This window comes from Glycomyces tarimensis, from assembly GCF_054776215.1.
The window spans coordinates 67032-89933 of sequence record NZ_BAAHCB010000004.1 but is presented as its reverse complement, the minus strand read 5'-3'; the positions used below and the strand labels follow the sequence as shown (position 1 = coordinate 89933).

The following is a 22902-nucleotide window of genomic DNA, read 5'->3' as shown; positions in this document are numbered from 1 at the left end:
CGGGGCATGCCCCGCCCGGCCTCGCTGCGTCGGTGCTAGAGCTGCCAGCGCGGCGCGTCGGCGCTCGGGCGGTAGGCGCAGCTGGAGCCGGTGGCGACGGTCTCGCGCAGGTGCCCGGCGAGCGCCGGGTGGCTCGATTCGAGCTTCTTGAGGGTGTTCCGGATCCGGTTGGTGACGCTCTTGCGGGCGCGTTCGGCGTTGTCGCCGAGGCGCCTGGACCGGCCGCCGAGCCCTGTGGCGGCCTTGAGCTGCTCGATGAGGGCCTGGCGTTCGGCGTCGAGCTTCGCCGCCCGGAGGTCGTCGCCGAGGGCGGCGGCGGTGTCGATCTGCTCGTCGAGCGACTCGAGGTGGTCGCGGTAGCGGGCGCGGGCCTCGGCGTCGAGGAGGTCGTCGCCGCCCATGCGCGCGTCGCTCGCGACCTCGGCGCCGGCCTCGGGGTCGAGCAGTTCGACGGCGGTGACCTCGGTGTGGGGCCGTTCGAGGAGCCGGTGAAGGTCGGCGAGGCCCTTGGTGTGGGGCAGGTGGACGGTCAGGCCGTCGTATCGCAGGGTCCACGTGGAGCCGTCGCGGCGGAACACCTCGCCGGTCTCGCGGGCCGTCGCCGGTGCGGCGGGCACGACGAGCTCGGCGGCGGCGCGGCGCGCCAGTTCGGCCCATGGTTTCGCGTCGAGCCGGTAGGCCTGTTCGACGGCCGCCGCGAAGTGCTCGGCGGCCCGCGCGGGTTCGCCCGCTGCGGCGGCGAGGGTGCCGAGCCAGTGGCTGATGGGACCGTTGACGCTGATCCCCCACAGTGCCACGAGCCATTCGCCCTCGTGCGGTTCGAGCCGCCGGCGCAGCCGCGCGATCATCTCGGTGTCGCCGTCGGCGGTGGCGAGTTCGACCTCGAAGCGCAGCCACAGCGACGCCCATGCGTCGTACTGGTCGGCGTCCTCGCCGATGCGGGAGTGGACCCCGCGGGCCTCGGCGACGTCGCCGCGCCGCAGTGCCGAGATGCCGCTGAGGAGGTCGGCGTGCCAGCCGCCGAAGGCGGGCCGCCACACCTCCGGCATCGTCTGGGGGACCTCTCCGCGTGCGAGCTCCAGCTCCCATTGCAGGTGGCGCAGCATATGGCGCAGCATAGGATCGTCGCCGGTCAGCTCCATCGCGTCGGCGAGGAGCTGCTCGGCGGCGGCGAAGCGCCCCTGGAACATCTCGATGACGGCGCGGTCGACGTAGACGGCGCTGCGCCACCGCTCGGCTTCGCTGTGCTCTGCCAGCGCGCGGAACTGTGCCAGCTGTTCGCGAAAGGCCGGCTCGCCCTGTTCGAGCAGCGCGACCCAGCGCAGGGAGGCGGCGAGCAGGCGCATCTCGGTCTCGCCGGTGCGCCGGGTGACCTCGTCGAGCTCTTCGACGATGAGCTGGCGTCCGGCGGCGGTGCCGGGGCCCCAGTTGACCGAGTGCGTGGCCCACAGCCCGAAGGCGAGGTCCTCGTCGGAGCCGCTCTCCCGGGCGGCGAGCATGTAGCGGTAGGCCAGCCGCCGTGTCAGCTCGTCGTGCCCGAGCGCCGGGTCGGGGGCCTCGCCGGCGAGTCCTTCGTACGCGGCGGCCTTGAGGCGCATCAGCTTCTCGATCCGCTGAGTTTGCGGCAGTTCCATGGCGGCTCGGGCGAGCAGCATCGCGTCGCCGGATTCCTCGGCTTCGAGGACGGCTTGGTCCCAGATGCGGGCGGCCTCGTCCTCTCGGCCGCTCCAGTTGATCGCGCCGGCCAGGTCGAGTCGCGCCAGGACGCGCCTGCGCACCATCTGGGGGGCGCACCGTTCGACGGCGCGTCGGAAGTACTTCTCGGCGCCGCCCATGCTGGTGCAGCCGTTGGCCTCGGCGCCGGCCCGGGTGAGGAAGTCGACGGCGATCTCGGGGTCGAGGGTGTCGCCGGCGAGCCACGCGTGGTGGGCGATCTCGGTGGTGAGCATGAGCTTCTGGAGCGATTCGTCCGCGACGAGCGCGCGGACGATGCAGCCGTGGTGCTTCGCGATCTCGGCCTCACTCATGCTGTTGTAGAGCGATTCGCGCACGAGGTCGTGGACGAAGACGTACCGGTCCGGTTCGCGCCGGACGAGCCGGGTCTGGCAGGCGAGGTCGAGTGCGTCCTCGATCCGGTGGACGTCGATGCCGGAGGCCTGGGCCATGACGGCGGGGTGGAATTCCCGGCCGCCGACGGAGGCGAGGGTGAGCATCCTGGTGAGGCGTTCGTCGAGCTGTTCGAGGCGCCGGTGGAGGGCGTCGCGCATCCCCGCGGTGGTGGCGTCGACGCGCTGCCCGGTGGCCCACAGCTGGGCGGTCTGCTCGACGAAGAACGGGTTGCCGCCGGTGCGGCGGGTGATCTCGGCGATGACGTCGTCGCCGGGGACGGCGCCGACGGTGGTGCGGACGAGTTCGGCCACGCCGGCCTCGTCGAGCCCGTCGAGGGCGACCATGGTGGCCTTGGCGACCAGGGGCAGCATGCGGGCGCGCAGCCGGTGCCCCGGGTCGATCTCCGAGTCGCGGTAGGTGGCGACGAACAGGACCCGCTCGAACCAGGTGTGCTGGGAGGCGAACTTGAGCAGTTCGACGCTGCCGGCGTCGGCGAAGTGCAGGTCGTCGAGGACGACTACGAGCGGCTTGCGGTGGGAGACGGCGATGAGCAGCCGCGTGACGGCGTCGAACCGTTCGAATTCGGCGGCCGGGGTGCCTTCGCCCTCGCCGAGGAGCCCGCTCAAGGCCGGCGACGCGGTCGGCAGCTCGGCCCAGGCGTCGCCGAGCTGGCCGCGCAGGGATCGCAGCACCTGGGTCCACAGCCAGTACTCGGGCACGGCCTCGGACTCCCACGAGGTGGCGAAGGCGACGAGGAGCTCGTCGCGAAAGCCGGAGGCGACACCGGTGACGAGCGTGGTCTTGCCGATGCCGGCCTCGCCGGTGACCAGCGCGAGCCCGCCGTGGCTGGCGACGGTCCGCTCGACCGCCGCGCACAGGGTCGAGGCCGGATGGTCCCGGCCGATGAGGAGCGAATCTGTCACTTGACCAGTGTGACCCCGTCCTCCGACAGCCGCCAGTGGCTTGCGCTCGTTCGGTGCGATCGCGGTGTCGGCGGTGTAACCCTTACGAGCGATACAGGAGGGCGTTCGTGAGGTCTATTTCCCTGAATCTCCACATCGGGTTCCGACCCTGCATATAGTCCAGTCGGAGTAGACACCTTGGCGTTCGTCGAGCGGCCGTGCCGCTTCCTGGTGGCGCACACACACGCGTCCGACCTGCGCCAAGACGCCGAACACACGGGGAGACATCCGAATGGCTGAGTCCACACCGAACACATCACGCAAGCTATGGCGCACCGTTCTCGCGGGCGCGGCCGTCGTTCCGATGGCGGTTCTCGCAGCGGCTCCGGCCGTGGGGGCGGCCGAGACCGCTCCGAGCGAGACCGTGGCCGCGGAGCAGCTTCCGCCGGCGCCGGACCCGGCCCCGCTGCTCGAGCTCCAAGCGTGCCTGACGGAGCTCGAGCAGCTCCTCGTCGGAACGCCGCCGCCCGCGCCCGCACCGCCGGCGGGGGAGGCGGAGGCCGATGAGCAGCAGCCTCCCGTGACGCCGCCTGCCCCGGCGCCGCCCGATCCCGCCGCGCTCACCGAGACCTGCAAGAAGGTGCTGCAGATGGTGCAGGGCAGCCCGCCCGCTCCCGCACCGGCGCCCGCTCCCGCGGCCGAGGAGCCGGCGATCGTCGACTGACGTCGGCGCGATAAGCGTGAGGGGCCCGCGGCATCCGGCCGCGGGCCCCTCATTTCGTCGTGGTCGGTTCTCAGCCGAGCCGCTTGGCCGCCGAGGCGACCGCGTCGTCGGTGGCGGTCAGCGCCACCCGCACGTGCTCGGCGCCCTTCGCGCCATAGAACTCGCCGGGGGCGGCGAGGATGCCGCGCCCGGCCAGCCAGTCGAGACTCGCCCAGCAGTCTTCACCGCGCGTCGCCCACAGGTACAGGCCCGCGTGGGAGGCGTCGATGCGGAATCCGGCGGTCTCCAGACCCGTGCGCAGGACCGCGCGCCGGGATTCGTACCGGACGCGCTGCTCGATGGCGTGTTCCTCGTCGTGGAGCGCCGCGATGGTGGCCCGCTGGACCGCCCAGGGCACCATGAACCCGCCGTGGCGGCGGATCTCCAGCAGATCGGCGATGATCGCCGGGTCGCCGGCGAGGAACGCCGAGCGGTATCCGGCGAGGTTCGACCGCTTCGACAGCGAGTGCGCGGCGAGCAGTCCGGTGAGGTCACCGTCGTTCACGGCCGGGTCGAGGATCGACACGGGCGGTCGGTCCGGTTCCCAGCCGAGGGTCAGGTAGCACTCGTCGGAGGCGAGCACGACGCCGTTCTCGCGGGTCCAGCGCACCAGGCCCCGCAGGTACTCGACCGTGGCGACCTCACCGGTGGGATTGGTCGGGTAGTTGATCCACGCCAGGCGCAGCCGAGCACCGGCGGCATCGCGCGGGTCGGCGACGGGCACCGCGTCGGCCTTCGCCAGCCGCGCCCCGATCTCGTAGGTGGGGTAGGCGATCTCGGGGTAGGCGACCGTGTCGCCGGTCCCGATGCCGAGCTGGGCGGGCAGGTTCGCGACCAGCTCCTTGGAGCCGACGGTGGGCAGCACCGCCACCTCCCGGTCCACGCCGGTGTGGCGGTGCAGCCACGACCGGATCGCGGCGCCGAGGTCGCTCGGGCCCGCAACGGTCGGATAACCCGGGCGGGCGGCCGCCTCGCACAGCGCGTCCCGGATCACCGGGGCGACCTCGTCGACGGGCGCGCCGACCGACAGGTCGACGATGCCCTCGGCATGGGCGGACGCGCGCTCCTTGTACGGGGCCAAGCGGTCCCACGGGAACTCGGGCAGCCGCCGGGCCGGCGAGGCGCTGTGGAGACGGCGGTACGCCACTGCGGCTAGGCTTCTTCCCGCTTCGGCTGTGCGGCGACGAACGGGTCGTCGCGTTCGATCTTGCCGACCTTGGAGGCGCCGCCGGGGCTGCCGAGCTCGTCGAAGAAGTCGTAGTTGGCCTTGGTGTAGCCGCTCCACTCGTCGGGGACGTCGTCCTCGTAGAAGATCGCCTCGACCGGGCACACCGGCTCGCACGCCCCGCAGTCGACGCACTCGTCGGGGTGGATGTAGAGCATCCGGTTGCCTTCGTAGATGCAGTCGACGGGGCATTCCTCGATGCAAGCCTTGTCGAGCAGATCCACGCACGGCTCAGCGATGATGTAAGTCACTCGTCGTCCTTCCTACGGCGCGCAATCGGGCGGACTGCGCTGCGATGAGCGTAAAGCGTATTCGTTGTAATAGACCCGAAGGTAAGGGGTGCGCCAGATGCTGAGACCGGAACACGTGGGTCGACGGGTGGTGGTCAGGATGCGTCTGGCCGACGCTTCCCCGGGCCACCGGTTCCGCGACGTCACAGGCGAGCTTATCGAGCTCGGAGCGGACCACTTGCGGGTACTGGCGCCTTCGGGGACAGCCGTCACCGTTGACGCCGCCGACGTGGTGGCCGCCAAGACCATCCCGCCCAAGCCCACACGGTTCTCGGAGATCCTCCGACTGGAGCGCCTGCTCGCCGCGAGTTGGCCCGCCCTCGAATCGTTCGAATCGGGCGGTTGGCTTCTACGGTACTCCGACGGCTTCACCAGGCGCGCGAACTCGGTGCTGGCGCTGGTCGTGCCCGACGCGGGCCTCGAATCGGCCCTCGCCGAGGTCGAGCGCTGGTACGCCGAACGCGGCGCCAGGCCGCTGATCTCGGTGGCGATGCCGCTGTCGAAGCGGCTCGACGAGGCGCTCGCCGCCCGCGGTTGGCATGCCGAAGGCGAGACCGCGGTCCTCACCAAGGCGGCCGGAGCGCTCGGCTACTCCGGCGACGCGGTCATCGCGCACGAGCCGAGCCCGGACCTGCTGGAGCAGACGGCCCCGGGCCGGGAGGACCTCGCCGCGAGGGTGCTCGGCTCGGGCCCGAGCCGGGCGTTCGCCGAAATCCGGCGCGACGGCGTCCTGGCCGCGCGGGGCCGGGCCGCCATCGAAGGCGACACGGCGGCGATCACGGGCATCGGCACGCTACCGGAGTGCCGGCGCCAGGGATTGGGCAGCCAGATCCTCGACGTGCTCACCGACTGGGCCGCCGCGGCGGGCGCCGGCCGGATCGCCCTCCAAGTGGAGACCGACAACGAGGCCGCGCTCGCGATGTACCGGCGGCTGGGCTTCACCGAGCATCACCGGTATCACTACCGGGAGCTTGCGACTGGTAGCTGAAGCGAGGTCGGGAGCTTGCGACTGGTAGCCGAAGCGGAGCCGGGAGCTTGCGACTGGTAGCCGAAGCGGAGCCGGGAGCTCCCGAGCGGTAGCCGAGGCCCGCTCGGGAGCCCGCGACCGGTGATGGGAGCAGAGCGCCAGCGCGCAGGCGTCAGGAGCGCGCCGGGTTCGCCTTCTTCTCGAAGGCGATCTTGGTGGCCTTGAGCTCGCGGCCGTAGTGGTCGACGCCGATCGCCATGACGATCAGGTAGCCGACCCAGCCCGACAGGGCCAGCAGCGCGAAGTAGATGACCGTCTGGGAGAACACGCCGTCGAGGCTCGGGTAGTCGACCCGGGCGATGACGGGATTGACCAGCACCGAGAACAGGACCGTGACGACGAAGATCGGCAGCAGCTCGGGCACGATCTCCTGGCGCCTGCGGCGGACCCCCCACCAGATGCCCGCCACGATGGCCACGACCGCCATCGCGCCGAAGGTGTAGACGCCGATGAGCTCGCCGACCACCGTGTTCTCGTCCACGGACTTCGCCAGGATCCGGCCGCCGAGGTTCGCGGCGATGAGCGCCAGCGCGAAACCGTAGATCGAGGGCCAGTGGGGAATGAGGAGGCGCTTGAAGAGGTTCACGATCAGGTCTCCTTCGGTCGACCATCAGGGGTTGTCACGCGGGTCCGTCCCGGTCGAAAATACTGCCACAGCGAGACAGCGACTCCGGCGGTCCCCGCCAGGAGGAGCGCGTAGCCGTTCGGGCTGCCGCTGATCACGAGCGAACCGCCGTCGGTGGGCGCCGAGAACGTCAGGACGACGGCGAACCACACGAACGCGGTGAGCACCACCGCCCACCGCTGCCGCATCCACCACACCGCGAGCGCGGCCAGCGCCCAGTTCCCGGCGAAGGCGAGCGCCCCGGCCAGCGGGACGGCCGTCGCGCCGATGTGGAACGGCACCAGGAACGACTCGATGACGGCGGCGAGCACCGCGGCGGCCACGACGACGATCGCACCGCCGACCCGGATCGCCGCCTCGACTGCTCGCACGCAAGCGATCCTACGGCAGCGCCTTTCGCCTCCGGTTCGCCGTCAGCGGCAGGCATGCGCCGCATCGCCATCGGGCCGCATTGCACGTCGCCGACGGCGCGGCAGAGCGGCGTTTTCGCCGCCCGGCTTGGAACAATACGCCCATGACTGCGGTGCGAGAAACATCCACGACGAAACCACGACGTTTCAGACAGCTGTTCCCGGGCCGGGCCGATTTCGCCCCCATGCGCCGCCACTGGCACACCGACCTGCTCGCCGGAGCGACCGTCGCGGTCGTCGCACTGCCGCTCGCGCTCGGTTTCGGGATGGCCTCGGGCCTGGGCGCCACCGCCGGGCTCGTCTCGGCCATCGTCGCCGGTGCGGTGGCGGCGATGCTGGGCGGCTCGAACCTCCAGGTGACCGGCCCGACCGGGCCGATGGCGGTGGTGCTGGTGCCGCTGTTCGCCGCCCACAGCCACGAGGGCGTCCTCATCGTCGGATTCCTCGCCGGCATCGGCCTGCTGGCACTGGCGGTGACCGGCGCGGGCCGGTACGTGCGCTACGTGCCGGTGCCGGTGGTGGAGGGCTTCACCGCCGGGGTCGCGGTGGTGATGATCCTCCAGCAGATGCCCGCCGCGCTCGGCCATCAGCAGCCGGGGTCGCGGGTCATCGACGGCGCCTGGGCGGCGGCACGCGACTTCGCCGCCGATCCCGACTGGGTGTCGATCAGCGTCGCGCTCGGCGTGGCGGCGGCGATCCTGCTGGGCTGGCGGCTGCGGCCGGTCGTCCCGCTGCCGCTCATCAGTGTGGCGGTGGCGACGATTCCGACCTGGTACCTGCACACCGACGTCGACGTCATCGGCGCGCTCCCGTCGACGCTGCCCGCGCCGAGCGTGGGCTTCCTCGACCCGGCCGAGGTCCCGAGCCTCGTCGCCGCCGCGGTGGCGATCTGCGCGCTGTGCGCCCTGGAGTCGCTGCTGTCGGCGACCGTCTCGGACAACATGACCGTCGACCAGCACCACCACCCCGACCGGGAGCTCCTCGGTCAAGGGGTGGCGAACATGGTGACGCCGCTGTTCGGCGGCATGCCCGCCTCGGGCGCGCTGGCGCGCACGGCGGTGAACATCCGGGCCGGTGCGGCGAGCCGGCTGGCGGCGCTGTCACACGCGGTGTTCCTGGCGCTCATCATGCTCACGCTCGCGCCGGTGGTCGCGCACGTGCCGCTCGCGGCTCTGGCGGGGGTGCTCATCGCGACGTCGGTGCGGATGATCGAGGTGAGCTCGATGCTGGCGCTGGCGCGGTCGACGCGCGCCGACGCGGCCGTCATGACGCTCACGCTGGCGGCGACGGTGCTGTTCAACCTGGTGTGGGCCGTGGCGATCGGCATCGCATTGGCGGGGGCGCTCGCGCTGCGGCGCATCTCCCGGGCCACCAGCGTCGAACGCGAGCCGATCGAGTCGGAGGACCACCACGACGAGGAGACGGCGCTGCTGCACGAGCACATCGTGGCCTATCGCCTGGAGGGGCCGCTGTTCTTCGCGGCGGCGCACCGGTTCCTGCTCCAACTGCTGGAGGTCGCCGACGTGCGGGTGGTGGTGCTGCGCATGAGCCGGGTCTCCACGCTGGACGCCTCGGGGGCGCTGGTGCTCGCCGACGCGATCAAACGCCTGGAGCACCGCGGCATCGCCGTCTACCTCTCCGGCCTGGAGCCCGTCCACGCCAAGCCTCTGGCGGCCCTCGGGGTGCTCGAGCCGCTGTGGCGGCAGGGTCGGCTGTTCGAGCACACCAGCGAGGCGATCGCGGCCGCGCGGCGCAAGCTCAAGGCCGACGGCGTGCTAGAGCAGCTCGAAGCGGAGGCCGCCGACCAGCGGGAAGCGCAGTGCCCATAGGCGGTCGTGCCTACCGTTGTGGCTGACGGTGTCGACGTGCTCGACGGTCGCGGCCTCGGCGTCGATCCCGTGGAGGACGACGGTGCCGCGTTCACCGGTCCAGGCGGCCCGGTCGCCGTCGAGTTCGGGCTTGATGCGGCTGACGAAGGTCTCGACGATCTCGGGGCCGGCGTCGACGAGGTCGATGCCGTCGTCGGTCCAGGTGAACTTGCGGTAGAGCGCGCCGTCGCCGTAGGCGTCGATGTAGGCCTCGATGCCGTCGCCGGTGTCGACGAGCTCGGCGCGGGAGTCCTCGCCCGGCTGTTGATCGGCGCCCTCGACGGTCGGGACGGAGTGCCAGTGCGAGGAGGTGTGCGTCTGCTCGTAACGCTCGGGCCCGAAGTAGGCGGCGGTGTACTCGCCCGCGCCCGGGTCGCACAGCAGCTGCTCCCCGTCGACGGCGATGATGAACGAGCCGAGGTCGAGGTGGTTGTGCGGCTCCTCGTTGAACCCGCCTTTGACGGCGAGGGCCCACATGCGCGAGCCGATGAGGCGGCGCTCGGCGAACCAGCCGACGTCGGGCAGGAGGGTGCGGCCCGGCTCGATCTTCCCGGCGAGTTCCCGCCCCCATTCGAGGGAGCGGGTCAGGTGCGCCCAGCGGGCGGTGTGGTCGTCGGCGAAGGTCGGGGTGTACTCGATCGCGGGCAGGGGCGCGGCGAGCCGGTCGGCCAGTCGGGCCATGAGGCCGGGCGGGAGCATCGGGTCGTGGTGGGAGTCGCCGAAGGTCGCGAAGGAGCCCGGGTAGAGCTGGACGGCGGCCGGGAAGGCCGCGATCGCCTCGGTCCCCGCGAGGAGGTCCTCGCCGGTGGCGTCGCGCCAGGCCTCGGCGAAGTAGGTGAAGTAGCCGAAGCCGTAGACCCAGTAGTCGACGCCTTCGACGCAGCCGCCGTCGGGCCCGAAGGAGAACAGGTAGCTCTGGAGGGCCGGCAGGATGCGGGCGCGGACGAGATCGATGTCGACGCCGAGGGCCAGCGCGGCCATCCCGGCGGCGCCGGCGCAGACGGCGGTCCAGTTGGAGATGCGCTCCTCCCACCAGAACGGCGCCTCGGTCTCGAAGACCGGATCGAGGACGCGGTTCGCGATCTCGGATCGGACGCGTTCGGGCGCTTCGACGTCGCGGCGCAGCACGAGGATCTCGGCGAGGGTCTGGGCGGTCTCGCAGGCGAACAGGTCGACGCAGTGGCGGGGATCGTCCTCGCCCCAGTGGGCGGGGAGCGCCCATGACCGCTCATCGCAGACGGCCTGGAGGACCTCGTCGAGCGCGAGGGCGTCGCCGGCGATGGCGACGGCGGCGAGGTGGCGGCGGCGCGCGAAGTACTGGGCCTCGTACGGCAGTCGCCGGCCGGTGGCCGCGAAGTCGTCGATCAGTGCCGGGTCGAACGCCGGCATCGGCTGGACCGCTAGTTCGCGCAGTTCCGCGAGGAGTGTCATTCGGGGGTCTCCCATGGTCCTAACCGTAACGCCCGAGCACATTCCAGCCTAGACTCCGTCTTATGCGAATCGGGGAGCTGGCGGACCGGACCGGCGTTCCGGCCGCCACGATCAAGTTCTACCTGCGCGAGCGCCTGCTTCCGCCGGGTGTGCACGGCGAGCACAACACCGTCGACTACGGACAGATCCACGTCCACCGGCTGCTGCTCATCCGCGCGCTGTCCGAGACCGCGGGACTGTCGGTCGCGCAGATCGGCGAGGTCCTCACCGTGCTGTCGCGCCACCCGGAGTCGGCGTTCCAGGCGCTCGGCGCGGCCCTGGCCGCAACGCACCGCGAACCGAAGTTCTCCATGGCGAACGCTGAGGCCACCGCCGAGGCCGAACGCGCCGTGGACCGGCTGCTCGACGAGTACGGCTGGGCCGAGGTCGCCCCGCCGAACTACCGCGACGCGCTCGTGACCGCGATGACGGCCTATTTCCGGCTCGGCAATCCCGGGCCCGACGAGGTCCTGCGGCACTTCGCGGACGCGGCCGCGCAGCTGGCTTCGGCCGACATGGAGGCGATCGCCGAGGCCGCCCGCGACGGCGGCGTCGACGTCGAGCAGGCCGTGGTGACCACGATCTTCGGCGAGACGATCTTCTCGTCGCTGCGGCGCATCGCGCATGTGGCCGCCTCGGCACGACTGCAGGCGGAGCGGGGTCCCTAGTCCCCGTCCGGTGAATCCGGCCTGGGCCGAGAGGCGCGGCCCGGGCACAATTGGCGGGTGAATGAGCTCCGGTTCGACGCCGACCCCGCCCGCCCGAACCTGCTGCACCTGGTCGCCGACGAGGTCGTGCAGGCGACCGTCGACCTCGACGACCCGTCCTACCTCGACGCGGAGTACATGCAGCGGATCTCCTACCTCGTCGACGCGATCGCCCCGGCCAGGCGGCCGCTGCGGGTCCTGCACCTGGGCGCGGGCGCGCTCGCGATGGCCCGCTACGTCGCCGCCACGCGCCCCGAGTCGTACCAGCAGGCCGTCGAGACCAACGCCGAACTCGTGGCGCTGGTGCGCGCCGAGGCGCCGCTGCCGCGCCGCGTGAAGGTGAAGATCCGGCACACCGACGCGCGCGAAGCCCTGGAGGCGGCGCCCGAGGACTGCTACGACCTCATCATCACCGACGTGTACGACCGGGCCCGCGTGCCGGCGCACGTCACGACGGTCGAGTTCCTGGCGGAGGCGAAGCGGGTGCTGCGCGCCGGCGGGCACTACGCGGTGAACCTGTGCGACAGCGGCCAGATGCGGTTCCTCAAGTCGGCACTCGCGGCGATGGACGAGGTGTGGTCGCACGTCGCGGTCATGGCCGAACCGGCGATCCTGCGCGGACGGCGCTTCGGCAACGTCGTCGTCGCGGCTGCCGACACCGCGCTCCCGGTCGAGCAGCTGCGGCGACGCTGCGCCGGGGCGCCGTTCCCGTGCCGGATGGTCGCCGGGACCGAGCTCACCGAGTACATCGGCGGCGCCGCCCCGGCGACCGACGCGCGCGCGGTCGCCTCCCCGCCGCCGCCCGCATCGCTGCGGAGCTTCTGAGCTCCCGGGCATCTGGACGTCCGCGCTTCCAGGCTCCGGACTCCTGGACTGCCGGACTGCCGGACTGCCGGACTGCCGGACTGCCGGACTGCCGGACTGCCGGACTGCCAGTATCAGCGAAACCGCTGGATACCGGCTGTATCGCTCCGCCTGTCCTCACTGTCCGTTACCGATTTGTGGAACATTTCACAGACATCTTGGCGCGGGCGGCGCGGACGGATAGCGTCGGCTCCTGTTCCGGCTGGGACGTCAGGGTCTCCCCCAGAGGCCCGCCCGACCGGACCGCCGAACCGCGCCGACAGCGGAGCCGGGCCCAATCCCTCCGGGCCTGACACCGTCGACGCGCGGGCCGGGAACCCAACGCGTCGACCCCTGAGCACTCCTCGACGCACGGGGTGAATCCCGCCGAAGGCGCTCCTTGGCCGAGGCGGGTAGGGCGTTCTTCCCAGCCCGAACCCGACAGCTAACCCGGTAGGCGGCCGAGGAAGAAAGGCCACTTCGTGGTTCGAGCCTGCAACGAAACTGAACATCCGATGCGCGCAAGCGCTGTCATCCGTCGCACCGCCGCTTATGCGGGCGCCAGCATCGTCGCGGTCGGAGCCGCGACAGTCTTCGCGGCCTCCCCGGCCGAAGCGGCCGACATCGACCTCGAAGAGGCGACGTCGGCCGAGATCGAAGAGCACCTCGCCGAGCTCGAGACCGAACGGGACGAGGCCGCCGACCGGCTCGGGAGCCTGGAAGCGGGGCTCGCCGAGGCCCAGGCGCTCATCGACGAGGCCGCCTCCGTCTACGGGACGACGGACGCGCAACTCGACCGGGCGACCGTCGCCGTCGACGCCGCCGAAGAGGACCTCGGCTCGAAGATGTCGACGCTCGTGGGCTTCGCTCGGGAGCAGTCGGACAAGTACGACGAGGCCCAGGCCGCGGCGAAGGAGACCGAGACGCTCGCTGCCGACATCGAGGCGGCCGAGGCGAAGATCGAGGACCTCGACGGGCAGATCGACGAGGCCGAGACCGCCGCGAAGGAAGCCGCCGAAGCCGAGGCGGAAGCGGAGGCCGCCGCTGAGGCCGAGGCCGCCGAGGCCGCCGAAGCGGAAGCGTCGGGCTCGTCCGGCTCCGGTTCCGACTCGGGCTCCGACGGCGGCTCCTCGACCCCGTCCTACAGCTCGGACGCCGCGACCGCGGCGGTCGAGTTCGCGCGCGACCAGCTCGGCGAGCCGTACGTCTACGGCTCGGCCGGACCGGACAGCTGGGACTGCTCGGGCCTGGTCAAGGGCGCCTACGCCGTCTCCGGCGTCTCGGTCACGCACCAGACCAACGCCATCTGGTCCGAGACCTCGGCGATCGGCCGGGGCGATCTGCGGCCCGGCGACCTGGTGTTCTACAACGGCCTCGGGCACGTGGCCATCTACATCGGCGGCGGCCAGGTTCTCCACGCCCCGTCGAGCGGGGACGTCGTCAAGATCTCCGACATCGACATGATGGGCATCGACGGCTACCGCCGCGTCTGACCGACAACCACAACACATATTGGAATGAACACAACACATAAAGGAGGGCCGGGGCTTTCGCCCCGGCCCTCGTTGCTCGTGTTATCGCTTACGCAGTCAAGCCGCCTCGGCCATGACCTGGTCGTTCGCCAGTTCCTTCAGGCGTGCCAGCGCCTGGATCTCCAGCTGCCTGATGCGTTCGCGCGACAGGTGGAAGCGATGCGCGACCTCCGTGAGGGAGTGCTCGCGGCCGTCCTCGAGCCCGTAGCGGGCCTTGACGATCCCGGCCGAGCGCTCGTCCAGGTGGTTGAGCATCATCTCGATGCGCTGCCGCTCCATGCCGGCGAGCACGACGTCCTCGGGACTCGGCTCGTCGGAGTCGGCGACCAGGTCGCCGAGATTGGTGTCGCCGTCGTCGCCGATCGGCGTGTCGAGAGAGACCGTGTCCTGGCTCCAGCGGATGAGCTCGTTGACCCGCTCGACGGTGACTCCCAGGGCCTTCGCGACTTGATCGGGCTCGGGGTCGCCGCCCAGCTCACGGGTGAGCTGGCGGGTGACATTGCGCATCCGGTTGACGTCCTCGACCAGATGGACCGGAAGGCGTACCGTCCGCTCCTGCTGCGCGATGGCGCGGCTGATGGCCTGGCGAATCCACCAGGTGGCATAGGTCGAGAATTTGAAGCCGCGCTGGTAGTCGAATTTCTCCACCGCGCGGACCAGGCCGGTGTTGCCCTCCTGGATGAGGTCCAGCATGGGCATGCCTGAGCGGACGTAGCGGCGGGCGATCGACACGACCAGGCGCAGGTTCGCTTTGATGAACTGCTCCTTGGCCCGTGCGCCGTCCTCCACGAGACGCTTCAGCTCTTTCTCACTCGCTCCCGACAGAGATTCACCTTCGCTGAGCAGGTGCTTGGCGAACAGACCGGCTTCGACAGCCTTGGCCAGATCGACCTCCGCAGCTGCGTCGAGCAGCGGCGTCTTCGAGATCTCGTGCAGGTACACACCAACCAGATCTCGCTCCTCAGCGACCTCTTCGGTGGTGAGGGTGGGTGTAGTCGTAGTCTCCACGCTCAAGGTCTCCTCCAGCTTCCTCGTCCCCCGACACCGCGTGAGCGGTGTACCAGTTACAACGACCGCTTCGTTGCGTGGAATTCCGTGCCCCAGTGTTCGATGCACCACGGTTACCGAATTGATGCTCATCGGAGGCCCTTTGCGGACTCCGGCACCGACCCGGTAGCCTTGGCCCTCCTCAGAAGGCCTCGTTCACGGCTCCTGTTCCCTAGACGGGGGTTCGGACCGTTCATGATGCCTTTGAGACGCGGATCACTCTGCCTCAGGTGAGGACGAATTGGCCCTCGGCCTGGTCACGGTATTGCCCGGCGTGCTTCATCGCAAACCTTCAATCTATAGGGGTACACGCGTGATACCTGGAAATAGTTGAGAGATAATCTCAATGCGGCGCTTATCACTGCGATGCCCACCGCACAGGCGGCAACTCTCTGATGCCTGCACCATAGCGGACCGTAGCTGTGACGAGCAACACTATTTTTGGCAGGCGACAGTCGGATGCCCGGCACTCACCGTTCCCGATTCGTCGCCGCACGTGAGCGCCTCCGAGCCGGACACGCCGCCCACCCAGGGCTTCGCCGCCCGTCACGGCGAAGATCACGTTTAGTGTCGGTTGCGCGTAGAGTTGGCCGGGTGACTGGAGAACGCCTAGTGTGGGTCGACTGCGAAATGACCGGCCTCGACCCGGAGACCGAAGCCCTCATCGAGATCGCGGCACTCGTCACCGAGCCCGATCTGACCCCGCTCGACGACGGGCTCGACATCGTCATCGCCTGCGAGCCCGCCCTGCTCGACGCCATGGGCCCGGTGGTGACCGACATGCACGCCAAGTCCGGACTCACCGACGAGGTGCGCGCGGCGGAGACGAGCCTCGAACAGGCCGAGAACGCGGTGCTGGAATACGTCAAGCAGTACGTGCCCGAGGCGCGCACCGCGCCGCTGTGCGGGAACTCGATCGCGACCGACCGGACGTTCATCACCAAGTACATGCCGCGGCTCGACGATCACCTGCACTACCGGATGATCGACGTGTCCTCCATCAAGGAGCTCGCCAGGCGCTGGTACCCGCGCGTGTACTACAACCAGCCGGCGAAGGGCCTCGCGCACCGCGCGCTGGCCGACATCAAGGAGAGCATCAAAGAGCTCCAGTACTACCGCAAGACGGTGTTCGTGGAGATGCCCGGACCGACGTCGGAAGAGGCGAAGCAGGCGGCGGTCGGTCTCGGCTCTGAGACACCGAACACCTAACCCGGTTGACGGATTCGTCCGGCACCTGGCTATGATTGTCGGCGGTTGCAGGGATCCCCTGATGAACCGACAATGGTGGTCGTAGCTCAGCTGGTAGAGCGCTTGGTTGTGGTCCAGGAGGTCGCGGGTTCAAGCCCCGTCGATCACCCCATTGCGAAAGGCCCCGCGGTCGACGCGGGGCCTTTGCTCTTGCCCGCCGCCTTTTCCGGCGCCCATCGCCGAGCGGACGGGTCTGTCAGAGGCGCGCGGCCACTCCGGAAGCACGGCGCCCATCACCGACGGGCCCGGACTGTCGGAGGCGGGCGATAGCGTCAGAAGCACGAGACGCGCCATCTGAAGGAGAGCCATGCTGCGGGGATTCACCACCACCACGCTCACCGCCGCCGACGTGCCCGCCGCGAAGGCGTGGTACACCGAAGTCCTCGGCATCGAGCCGTACTTCGACCGCGACGGCGTCTACATCGAGTTCCGCTTCGGCGACTACCAGCACGAGCTCGGCATCCTCGACGCCCGTTTCGCGCCCCAGCTCGGGCTCGACCCGTCCCCGGACAACCCGCCGGCCGGCCCGGTCGTCTACTGCCACGTCGACGACGTCGAGGCCGCCTTCGAGCGGCTCCTCTCGCTCGGCGCGAAGGAACTGCACGCCCCGCGTGACTTCGGTGAGGGCTTCGTGGGCGCGGCCGTCCGCGATCCGTTCGGGAACGTGTTCGGCGTCATGCGCAATCCCCACTACGCGGAGATCCTGGCCCAGATGCGGCCCTCATGAGCTCAACTGCCCGTTGAGATCGGCGGTGGCCCGGTGCGGGATCGGGCTACCGCCGATACCTTTTGCGCTGCATGCGCTCGCGCCGCTTCTGCTCCTCGGCGGGGCGGATGATGGTGCGCTCGCCGATGGTCAGCGCGCCGGCGACCACCAGCAGCGGCACCAGGACCCAGACCGGCCAGAAGTAGATCCCGCCGACGGTGGCCTCCAGGATCAACCAGATGCCGAGGTTGATGCCGATCGGAATCGAGACCCCGAACCACACCCACTTGACCCACATCGGCGTGCTCAAGGGCTCCGGCTCGGGCTGCTGCGCCTCCAAGATCGCCTGATACGCGGGCAGGTCGCCGAGCACCAACTCGGCCTCGCCGACGGTCTTCGCCTCCATGAGAGTGCCGACGCGCTTCTCGTACTCCTCCAGGGTGAGATAACCGCGATCGACCGAGGAACGGAGCAGCTCGGACAGCGTGGTGCGTTCGGCGTCTCCGATCCGCATCTCGCGGTCACCGTAACGCTCTAGAGAGGACATTTGACTCCTTATGCGGGGCTTCTGGCGGGCAGATCAGTCGTCGCCGCCGACGCGGCCGGACAGCCATGAGGCGATGGTGATGGCGAGCAGGATGCCGATCGGGAACGCGGGCCAGAAGTTGCCCCAATCCGGGTCGCCGGAGGTCAGGTTCGAGACGAGGTAGATGGTGGTCGTGATCGTCCCGACCCAGATCAGCCAGTGAATCGTCTCGGGCGCGCCGCGCTTCGTGCCGCTCTTGCCACCGGCCGCCTCGTCGTGCGGCGAGCGACCCCGGCCGCTCTCGTCGGCGGTCCCGCCGGGACGCTCCAGTGCCCGGTCGTTCACCAGGCCGAACGGCAGATCGTCGAAAATGAGGTCGAGCTCGGCATTGGTCTTGGCTTCGTACACCGCCTGCGACCTGGTATCGAATTCGGACAGGTCGAGTCGCCCCTCGTCGAGGGCCTGTTTGAGGAGGGCAACCGCTTCGTCCCGATCGGCATTCGAGATCCGAAGCTTTCCTCGGTCTTCGCTCACCCGCTCAGTATGTCATCACTGCACACTGGAGTGCGAATAGCGCTCCCGTCCCGAGGCCCGTCAGCGGCCCCGGCCGCGTCCCATCCATTGCACGCCCACGACGATCGCGAGGCCGAATATGGGCCAGATCGGCCAGAAGTACCGCAGCTCCCCCGTCGCGATGCAGAAGACGAGCCAGATCGCGGTCGTCATGCCGCCGACCAGGAGCAGGGCCCGCAACGCCGGCATCTGGTGGAGCACTCCCTCGCCGTCGTCGCCGCCGCCCCGGACGCGCCGCTGGATCTCGGCCTCGCGCTCGGCGCGCTCCTCGGGGGTCAGATCGATGGTGTGGACGCTCTTGTCGTCGGCTCGGCTCAGCGGGAGGTCGTCGAAGATCAGCGAGAGCTCGCCGTTGGTCTTCGCCGCATAGGCGGCCTTGGTGCGCTCGTCGAATTCGCTCAGCTCGATGCGGCCCTCGTCGAGCGCCTGCTGCAGCCGCTCCACCGCTTCATCGCGTTCGGCGTTGGAAATCCGCAGCTTGCCTTGGTCGTCTGTCACCAGGACATTATGGCATCGGGGTCACTCGTCGCGAGCTGCGCTCGCGACCAGCTCGCCGAGCTCCTGGACGCCGCCGTCGGGCGCCGTCAGGACCCACACGCCGTCGTCGCACAGTGCGATGGTGTGCTCGGTGTGGGCGGCGACGGAGCCGTCGTCGGTGACGATGGTCCAGCCGTCTTCAAGCTCGGCCGTGTCCGGCGCGCCGAGCGTGATCATCGGCTCGATGGCCAGGGCCATGCCGGCGCGCAGCTTGGGGCCCTCGTTCGGCGGCCCGTAGTTGAGGATGTGGGGATCCTGGTGCATCTCGGTGCCGATGCCGTGCCCACCGAAGCCGGTGACGATCCCGTAGTCGCCCGCGGCCTCGACGGCGCGTTCGACGGCGTTGGAGATCCCGCCGAGGCGCTTGGCGGTGGCGGCGGCCCGGATGCCGGCCCACATGGCGGCCTCACAGGCCTCCCGCAGCTTCGTCAGCTCGGCGTCGACCTGGCCGATCTCGATGGTGACGGCCGCGTCGCCGTGCCAGCCGTCCACGATCGCGCCGACGTCGATCGAGATGAGGTCGCCCTCGGCCAGGACGGCCCGCTCGCTCGGGATCGCGTGAACGACCTGCTCGTTGACCGAGGAGCAGATCGACGCCGGGTAGGGGCCGAAGCCGATGTCGTAGCCCTTGAACGACGGGACCGCGCCCGAGGAGCGGATGACGTCCTCGGCGATCCGGTCGAGTTCCGCCGTCGACACGCCCGGCTTGGCGTTGTCGCGCATGGCCTGGTGCACCTCGGCGACGACCCGCCCCGCGACGCGCATCTTCGCGATCTGCTCGGGAGTCTTGTACTGGATGCTCTGGCGGCGACGGCGGAACACGGCGGCTACTTCGTGATCCGGTCGCGGATGGCGGCCATGGCGCGGCCGGTGACGTCCTCGACCTCGCCGACCGCGTCGATGCGCACCAGCTTCTCCTGCGCCTCGTAGTAGCCGATGATCGGGGCGGTCTGCTCGGCGTAGACCTTGAGGCGGTTCTTGATCGTCTCGGGCTGGTCATCCGAACGCTGGTACAGGTCCGGAGAATCGGGGTCTTCGGGCGGGTCGAACTCGAGGTGGTAGACCTTGCCGGTCGATTTGGAGACGCGCCGGCCCGACAGGCGCCGGATGACCTCGTCGTCCTCGACGGTGAGCTCCAGCGCGAGGTCGAGCGTACGGCCCTGCTCGTCCAGGAGGCGGTCGAGGACCTCGGCCTGCTCGGTGTTGCGGGGGTAGCCGTCGAGCAGGAAACCGCTCTGGGCGTCCTCCTGGGCGAGCCTGTCGGCGACCATCCTGTTGGTGACGTCGTCGGGCACGAGGTCGCCGGCATCCATGTAGCGCTTGGCCTCCAGGCCGAGCTCGGTGCCGCCCGAGACGTTCGCGCGGAAGATGTCGCCGGTGGAGATCTTGGGGACGCCGAGCTCGTCGGCGATGATCTCCGCTTGGGTGCCCTTACCGGCCCCGGGCGGGCCTACCAATACCAGTCGCAAGTGTGTTCCTCCCCTTCCCGCGTACTGCTAGCGCAGGAAGCCCTCGTAGTGGCGCTGCATCAACTGGGACTCGATCTGCTTGACCGACTCCAGGCCGACGCCGACCAGAATCAGCACGGTCGTGCCGCCCAGCGGGAACTGAGCGAACAACTGCTGGTTACCGAACGCGATGATGGCCAGGTTGGGAAGAATAGCGATCGTGGCGAGGTAGATCGAGCCCGGGAAGGTCAGGCGTGACAGGACTCGCGCCAGATAGGTCGCCGTGGGCTTGCCGGGCCGCACGCCGGGGATGAAGCCGCCGGCCTTCTTCATGTTCTCGGCGACGTCGTCGACCTTGAAGGTGATCGAGACGTAGAAGTAGGTGAAGAAGATGATCATCAGGGCGTAGACGCTGATGTAGACCCACGAGCCCTGGTCGATCAGGTACCGGTCCACGAACTGGGCCCAGCCCGAATCGGTGTTCTGGTTGAGCTGGAGGAACAGCGTCGGGATGTACAGCAGCGAAGAACCGAAGATGACCGGGATGATGCCGGCCTGGTTGACCTTGAGGGGGATGTACGTGGAGGTGCCGCCGTACATGCGCCGGCCCACCATCTTCTTCGCGTACTGGACCGGGATGCGCCGCTGCGACTGCTCGATGAAGATGACCGCGACCATGATGGCGATCGCCACCGCGAGGATGATCGCGAACATGAACCAGCCCTCGGACTCCTGCAGGCCCCAGAACTGGCCGGGCATCTGCGCGGCGATGGAGGCGAAGATCAGCAGGCTCATGCCGTTGCCGACGCCGTGCTCGGTGATCTGCTCGCCGAACCACATGATCAGGGCGGTGCCGGCGACCATGACGGCCACGACGGTGACGACCGACAGCCAGTACGGCACCCCGGCCTCGGTGGCCGACAGGTCGGGCAGGATCGGCGTCGGGCACTCCTGACCGAACAGGATGCCCGAGCGTGCCAGCGCGATGTAACCGGAGGCTTGGAGCAGGCCCAGGCCCAGTGTCAGATACCGGGTGTACTGGGTGATCTTGGTCTGGCCCGGCTGGCCCTCCTTGCGCAACTGCTCCAGGCGCGGGATCACGACCGTCAACAGCTGCATGATGATGGAGGCCGTGATGTAGGGCATCACGCCGAGAGCGAAGACCGATAGCTGTAGGAGCGCTCCACCGGAGAAGAGGTTCAACAAACCGAACGCGCCGGACTGGTCGTCCGGGGCGGCATCCAGGCAGCTCTGCACCGCGGCGAAGTCGATACCGGGGCTCGGCATCTGCGCACCAAGACGATACAGCGCGATGATCATCAAGGTGAACAGGATCTTCTTGCGCAGATCGGGAGTCCGAAACGCGCTGATGAAGGCGGAGAGCAAAGCAGTTCCTCCTGAACAAGCCCCTTGGAGGGGCCTCCCGGCAGGGCCGCTGGATACGGGACCTGACGTGGTAACCAGTGGGCGTGTTTAAGTTCCAAGCGAGGCATTCACACGCCGAGGTAGACGGTGGTCCTCGCTACGGGAGCCTAGCAGGCGACTCCAGACGCAGAGTATTCGGCATTCACCATGACGAAACGGGCCGGAGTTCCCTCCGGCCCGTTTCACCGAGCGCATGTTCGATCGACCTGCGTCGATCTACGCCTTGCGTGCTTCGGCGAGGTGGCTATTCGCCGATGGCCTCGCCGGTCTTCTTGTCCACGACCGTGGTCGAGCCGCCGGCGGCGGTGACCTTGGTGGTGGCCGAGGCGGAGAACGCGTGGGCCTTCAGGTCGAACTTGACGCCTTCGACCTCACCGGAACCGAGGACCTTGATGAGCTCCCTCTTGTTGAGCACACCCGCGTCGATCAGCTGCTCCGGCCCGATCTCGCCGCCGTCGGGGAAGAGCTCGACGAGACGGTCGAGGTTCACCACCTGGTAGACGGTCTTGTTGTGCGGCTTGAAGCCCTTGAGCTTCGGCAGACGCACCTGGAGCGGCATCTGGCCGCCCTCGAAGCCGGCCTTGACGTTCTTGCGGGCCTTGGTGCCCTTGGTGCCGCGACCGGCGGTCTTGCCCTTCGAGCCCTCACCGCGACCGACGCGGGTCCTGGCCTTCTTGGCGCCGGGAGCGGGCTGCAGGTCATGAATGCGAATCGCCATGACTATTCGACCTCCTCGACTTCGACCAGATGGCGGACACGGTGAACCATGCCGCGAAACTCCGCACGGTCGTCCTTGACGACCGACTGGCGGATCTTGCGCAGGCCCAGGGTCTGCATGGTCGCGCGGGCCTTCGGCTTCTCGCCGATGGTCGACTTGACCTGGGTGATCTTCAAACGTGTCATGAGTTCTCGATCCCCCTTACGCCTGCGCGGCCTGAGCGGCCTCGGCGCGGGCGCGCAGCAGGCCGTGAGGAGCGATGTCCTCCAGCGGCATGCCACGGCGGGCCGCGACGGCCTCCGGGCTCTCGAGCTGCTTGAGCGCGTGCACCGTCGCGTGGACGATGTTGATCGCGTTCGAGGAGCCGAGCGACTTGGACAGGACGTCGTGGACGCCGGCGCATTCGAGGACGGCGCGGACCGGGCCGCCCGCGATGACGCCGGTACCGGCGGAGGCGGGCTTGAGCAGCACCTGGCCGGCAGCGTCGGAGCCGAGGACCTCGTGCGGGATGGTCCCGCCGATGCGCGGAACCTCGAAGAAGGCCTTCTTGGCCTCTTCGACGCCCTTGGCGATCGCCGCGGGGACTTCCTTGGCCTTGCCGTAGCCGACGCCGACCTTGCCTTCACCGTCGCCGACGACGACGAGAGCGGTGAACGCGAACCGGCGGCCGCCCTTGACGACCTTGGCTACACGGTTGATGGTGACGACGCGCTCGATGTGCGGGGACTTCTCCGCGCGGTCACGGCCGCGTCCGTCACGGCCACCGCGACCGCCGCGACCGCCACGTCCGCCGCGGTCACCGCCGTCCCGGGCGCCTTGTTGCTGTTGATCAGCCACGAGACTGATTCCTTTCACTGCTAAACGCCAGCCCTTGGGGCCGACTCGCTTCAAAATATGCGGACT

24 protein-coding genes, 1 tRNA gene and 1 riboswitch are annotated in these 22902 nt (G+C 69.6%); of the genes, 9 read left to right on the top strand and 16 right to left on the bottom strand.

What is annotated here, in order from left to right:
* Positions 1-35 precede the first annotated feature (35 nt).
* A complete protein-coding gene (locus tag ACYVK3_RS04275) occupies positions 36-3032 on the bottom strand; it encodes an ATP-binding protein (protein WP_460496018.1) in 2997 nt (998 codons plus the stop codon).
* 343 nt (positions 3033-3375) lie between these two features.
* On the opposite strand from ACYVK3_RS04275, the gene ACYVK3_RS04270 reads away from it, so the two are divergent.
* Positions 3376-3735, top strand: coding sequence for a hypothetical protein (locus ACYVK3_RS04270; RefSeq protein WP_460496017.1), 360 nt, complete (start codon positions 3376-3378; stop codon positions 3733-3735).
* A 70-nt stretch (positions 3736-3805) separates the two neighbouring features.
* Here the strand turns inward: ACYVK3_RS04270 and dapC are convergent, their stop codons facing one another.
* Positions 3806-4921, bottom strand: coding sequence for a succinyldiaminopimelate transaminase (dapC, locus tag ACYVK3_RS04265; protein ID WP_460496015.1), 1116 nt, complete (start codon positions 4919-4921; stop codon positions 3806-3808).
* A 5-nt stretch (positions 4922-4926) separates the two neighbouring features.
* Entirely contained in the window at positions 4927-5250 is a 324-nt protein-coding gene (fdxA, locus tag ACYVK3_RS04260; RefSeq protein ID WP_460496014.1) for a 4Fe-4S dicluster domain-containing protein, read from the bottom strand.
* A 97-nt stretch (positions 5251-5347) separates the two neighbouring features.
* Between fdxA and ACYVK3_RS04255 the strand changes: the two genes are divergently transcribed.
* On the top strand, positions 5348-6277 hold the full coding sequence (locus ACYVK3_RS04255) for a GNAT family N-acetyltransferase (protein ID WP_460496013.1): 930 nt from the start codon (positions 5348-5350) through the stop codon (positions 6275-6277).
* 151 nt (positions 6278-6428) lie between these two features.
* Here ACYVK3_RS04255 and ACYVK3_RS04250 read toward each other — a convergent pair whose 3' ends face one another.
* Complete coding sequence (locus ACYVK3_RS04250; RefSeq protein ID WP_460496012.1) at positions 6429-6902, bottom strand: hypothetical protein; 474 nt, start codon at positions 6900-6902, stop codon at positions 6429-6431.
* Between the two features lie 2 nt (positions 6903-6904).
* Positions 6905-7312 (bottom strand): hypothetical protein, encoded by a 408-nt coding sequence (locus ACYVK3_RS04245; protein ID WP_460496011.1) that lies wholly within the window; start codon positions 7310-7312, stop codon positions 6905-6907.
* A 143-nt stretch (positions 7313-7455) separates the two neighbouring features.
* Here ACYVK3_RS04245 and ACYVK3_RS04240 point away from each other — a divergent pair, with 143 nt between their 5' ends.
* A complete protein-coding gene (locus ACYVK3_RS04240; RefSeq protein ID WP_460496010.1) occupies positions 7456-9180 on the top strand; it encodes a SulP family inorganic anion transporter in 1725 nt (574 codons plus the stop codon).
* Here the strand turns inward: ACYVK3_RS04240 and ACYVK3_RS04235 are convergent.
* Positions 9127-10650, bottom strand: coding sequence for a heparinase II/III family protein (locus ACYVK3_RS04235; protein ID WP_460496009.1), 1524 nt, complete (start codon positions 10648-10650; stop codon positions 9127-9129). The genes ACYVK3_RS04240 and ACYVK3_RS04235 overlap by 54 nt on opposite strands.
* 62 nt (positions 10651-10712) lie before the next feature.
* On the opposite strand from ACYVK3_RS04235, the gene ACYVK3_RS04230 reads away from it, so the two are divergent.
* From ACYVK3_RS04230 to ACYVK3_RS04220, 3 genes are all read left to right on the top strand, one after another.
* Positions 10713-11357: a MerR family transcriptional regulator gene (locus tag ACYVK3_RS04230; protein WP_460496008.1), complete on the top strand. Its 645-nt coding sequence runs from the start codon at positions 10713-10715 to the stop codon at positions 11355-11357.
* A 57-nt stretch (positions 11358-11414) separates the two neighbouring features.
* On the top strand, positions 11415-12221 hold the full coding sequence (locus tag ACYVK3_RS04225) for a spermidine synthase (RefSeq protein ID WP_460496007.1): 807 nt from the start codon (positions 11415-11417) through the stop codon (positions 12219-12221).
* Positions 12222-12536: 315 nt separating this feature from the next.
* A riboswitch (cyclic di-AMP (ydaO/yuaA leader) is annotated at positions 12537-12714 on the top strand.
* 40 nt (positions 12715-12754) lie between these two features.
* Positions 12755-13732: a C40 family peptidase gene (locus tag ACYVK3_RS04220; RefSeq protein WP_460496006.1), complete on the top strand. Its 978-nt coding sequence runs from the start codon at positions 12755-12757 to the stop codon at positions 13730-13732.
* 96 nt (positions 13733-13828) lie between these two features.
* On the opposite strand, the gene ACYVK3_RS04215 is transcribed toward ACYVK3_RS04220, so the two are convergent.
* Positions 13829-14785, bottom strand: coding sequence for a sigma-70 family RNA polymerase sigma factor (locus tag ACYVK3_RS04215; protein ID WP_460496265.1), 957 nt, complete (start codon positions 14783-14785; stop codon positions 13829-13831).
* A 627-nt stretch (positions 14786-15412) separates the two neighbouring features.
* Between ACYVK3_RS04215 and orn the strand changes: the two genes are divergently transcribed.
* The 3 genes from orn to ACYVK3_RS04200 all read left to right on the top strand — a co-directional run bounded on the left by orn (position 15413) and on the right by ACYVK3_RS04200 (position 16793).
* Positions 15413-16027, top strand: a complete 615-nt coding sequence (gene orn / locus ACYVK3_RS04210; RefSeq protein WP_460496005.1) for an oligoribonuclease — start codon at positions 15413-15415, stop codon at positions 16025-16027.
* Between the two features lie 75 nt (positions 16028-16102).
* Positions 16103-16178 (top strand) — tRNA-His (locus ACYVK3_RS04205).
* 195 nt (positions 16179-16373) lie between these two features.
* A complete protein-coding gene (locus ACYVK3_RS04200; RefSeq protein WP_460496003.1) occupies positions 16374-16793 on the top strand; it encodes a VOC family protein in 420 nt (139 codons plus the stop codon).
* A gap of 46 nt (positions 16794-16839) precedes the next feature.
* Here ACYVK3_RS04200 and ACYVK3_RS04195 read toward each other — a convergent pair whose 3' ends face one another.
* From ACYVK3_RS04195 to rpsE, 9 genes are all read right to left on the bottom strand, one after another.
* The gene (locus ACYVK3_RS04195; RefSeq protein ID WP_460496002.1) at positions 16840-17319 is read right to left on the bottom strand and encodes a DUF1707 SHOCT-like domain-containing protein; all 480 of its coding nucleotides are present in this window, start codon (positions 17317-17319) and stop codon (positions 16840-16842) included.
* A 33-nt stretch (positions 17320-17352) separates the two neighbouring features.
* Positions 17353-17832 carry a DUF1707 SHOCT-like domain-containing protein gene (locus ACYVK3_RS04190; RefSeq protein WP_460496001.1) on the bottom strand — a complete coding sequence of 160 codons (480 nt, stop codon included), beginning with the start codon at positions 17830-17832 and terminating at the stop codon, positions 17353-17355.
* Between the two features lie 60 nt (positions 17833-17892).
* Positions 17893-18369: a DUF1707 SHOCT-like domain-containing protein gene (locus ACYVK3_RS04185; protein WP_460496000.1), complete on the bottom strand. Its 477-nt coding sequence runs from the start codon at positions 18367-18369 to the stop codon at positions 17893-17895.
* Between the two features lie 21 nt (positions 18370-18390).
* Positions 18391-19230, bottom strand: a complete 840-nt coding sequence (gene map, locus ACYVK3_RS04180) for a type I methionyl aminopeptidase (protein WP_460495999.1) — start codon at positions 19228-19230, stop codon at positions 18391-18393.
* 5 nt (positions 19231-19235) lie between these two features.
* Positions 19236-19877, bottom strand: coding sequence for a nucleoside monophosphate kinase (locus ACYVK3_RS04175; protein WP_460495998.1), 642 nt, complete (start codon positions 19875-19877; stop codon positions 19236-19238).
* A 27-nt stretch (positions 19878-19904) separates the two neighbouring features.
* Positions 19905-21242, bottom strand: coding sequence for a preprotein translocase subunit SecY (secY, locus tag ACYVK3_RS04170; protein ID WP_460495997.1), 1338 nt, complete (start codon positions 21240-21242; stop codon positions 19905-19907).
* 283 nt (positions 21243-21525) lie between these two features.
* Positions 21526-21999, bottom strand: a complete 474-nt coding sequence (gene rplO / locus ACYVK3_RS04165; RefSeq protein WP_460495996.1) for a large ribosomal subunit protein uL15 — start codon at positions 21997-21999, stop codon at positions 21526-21528.
* Between the two features lie 2 nt (positions 22000-22001).
* Positions 22002-22184 (bottom strand): uL30 family ribosomal protein, encoded by a 183-nt coding sequence (gene rpmD / locus ACYVK3_RS04160; protein ID WP_460495995.1) that lies wholly within the window; start codon positions 22182-22184, stop codon positions 22002-22004.
* A gap of 16 nt (positions 22185-22200) precedes the next feature.
* Positions 22201-22836 (bottom strand): 30S ribosomal protein S5, encoded by a 636-nt coding sequence (gene rpsE, locus ACYVK3_RS04155; protein ID WP_460495994.1) that lies wholly within the window; start codon positions 22834-22836, stop codon positions 22201-22203.
* Positions 22837-22902 lie beyond the last annotated feature (66 nt).

What these genes read in the sequence shown, in the direction of transcription:
- ACYVK3_RS04235 (WP_460496009.1), bottom strand. Translation starts at nt 10,650, where the DNA reads ATGACACTCCTCGCGGAACTGCGCGAACTAGCGGTCCAGCCGATGCCG.
- ACYVK3_RS04195 (WP_460496002.1), bottom strand. Translation starts at nt 17,319, where the DNA reads ATGTCCTCTCTAGAGCGTTACGGTGACCGCGAGATGCGGATCGGAGAC.
- ACYVK3_RS04270 (WP_460496017.1), top strand. Translation starts at nt 3,376, where the DNA reads ATGGCGGTTCTCGCAGCGGCTCCGGCCGTGGGGGCGGCCGAGACCGCT.
- rplO (WP_460495996.1), bottom strand. Translation starts at nt 21,999, where the DNA reads ATGGCGATTCGCATTCATGACCTGCAGCCCGCTCCCGGCGCCAAGAAG.
- rpmD (WP_460495995.1), bottom strand. Translation starts at nt 22,184, where the DNA reads ATGACACGTTTGAAGATCACCCAGGTCAAGTCGACCATCGGCGAGAAG.
- ACYVK3_RS04220 (WP_460496006.1), top strand. Translation starts at nt 12,755, where the DNA reads ATGCGCGCAAGCGCTGTCATCCGTCGCACCGCCGCTTATGCGGGCGCC.
- ACYVK3_RS04240 (WP_460496010.1), top strand. Translation starts at nt 7,456, where the DNA reads ATGACTGCGGTGCGAGAAACATCCACGACGAAACCACGACGTTTCAGA.
- ACYVK3_RS04230 (WP_460496008.1), top strand. Translation starts at nt 10,713, where the DNA reads ATGCGAATCGGGGAGCTGGCGGACCGGACCGGCGTTCCGGCCGCCACG.
- ACYVK3_RS04200 (WP_460496003.1), top strand. Translation starts at nt 16,374, where the DNA reads ATGCTGCGGGGATTCACCACCACCACGCTCACCGCCGCCGACGTGCCC.
- ACYVK3_RS04255 (WP_460496013.1), top strand. Translation starts at nt 5,348, where the DNA reads ATGCTGAGACCGGAACACGTGGGTCGACGGGTGGTGGTCAGGATGCGT.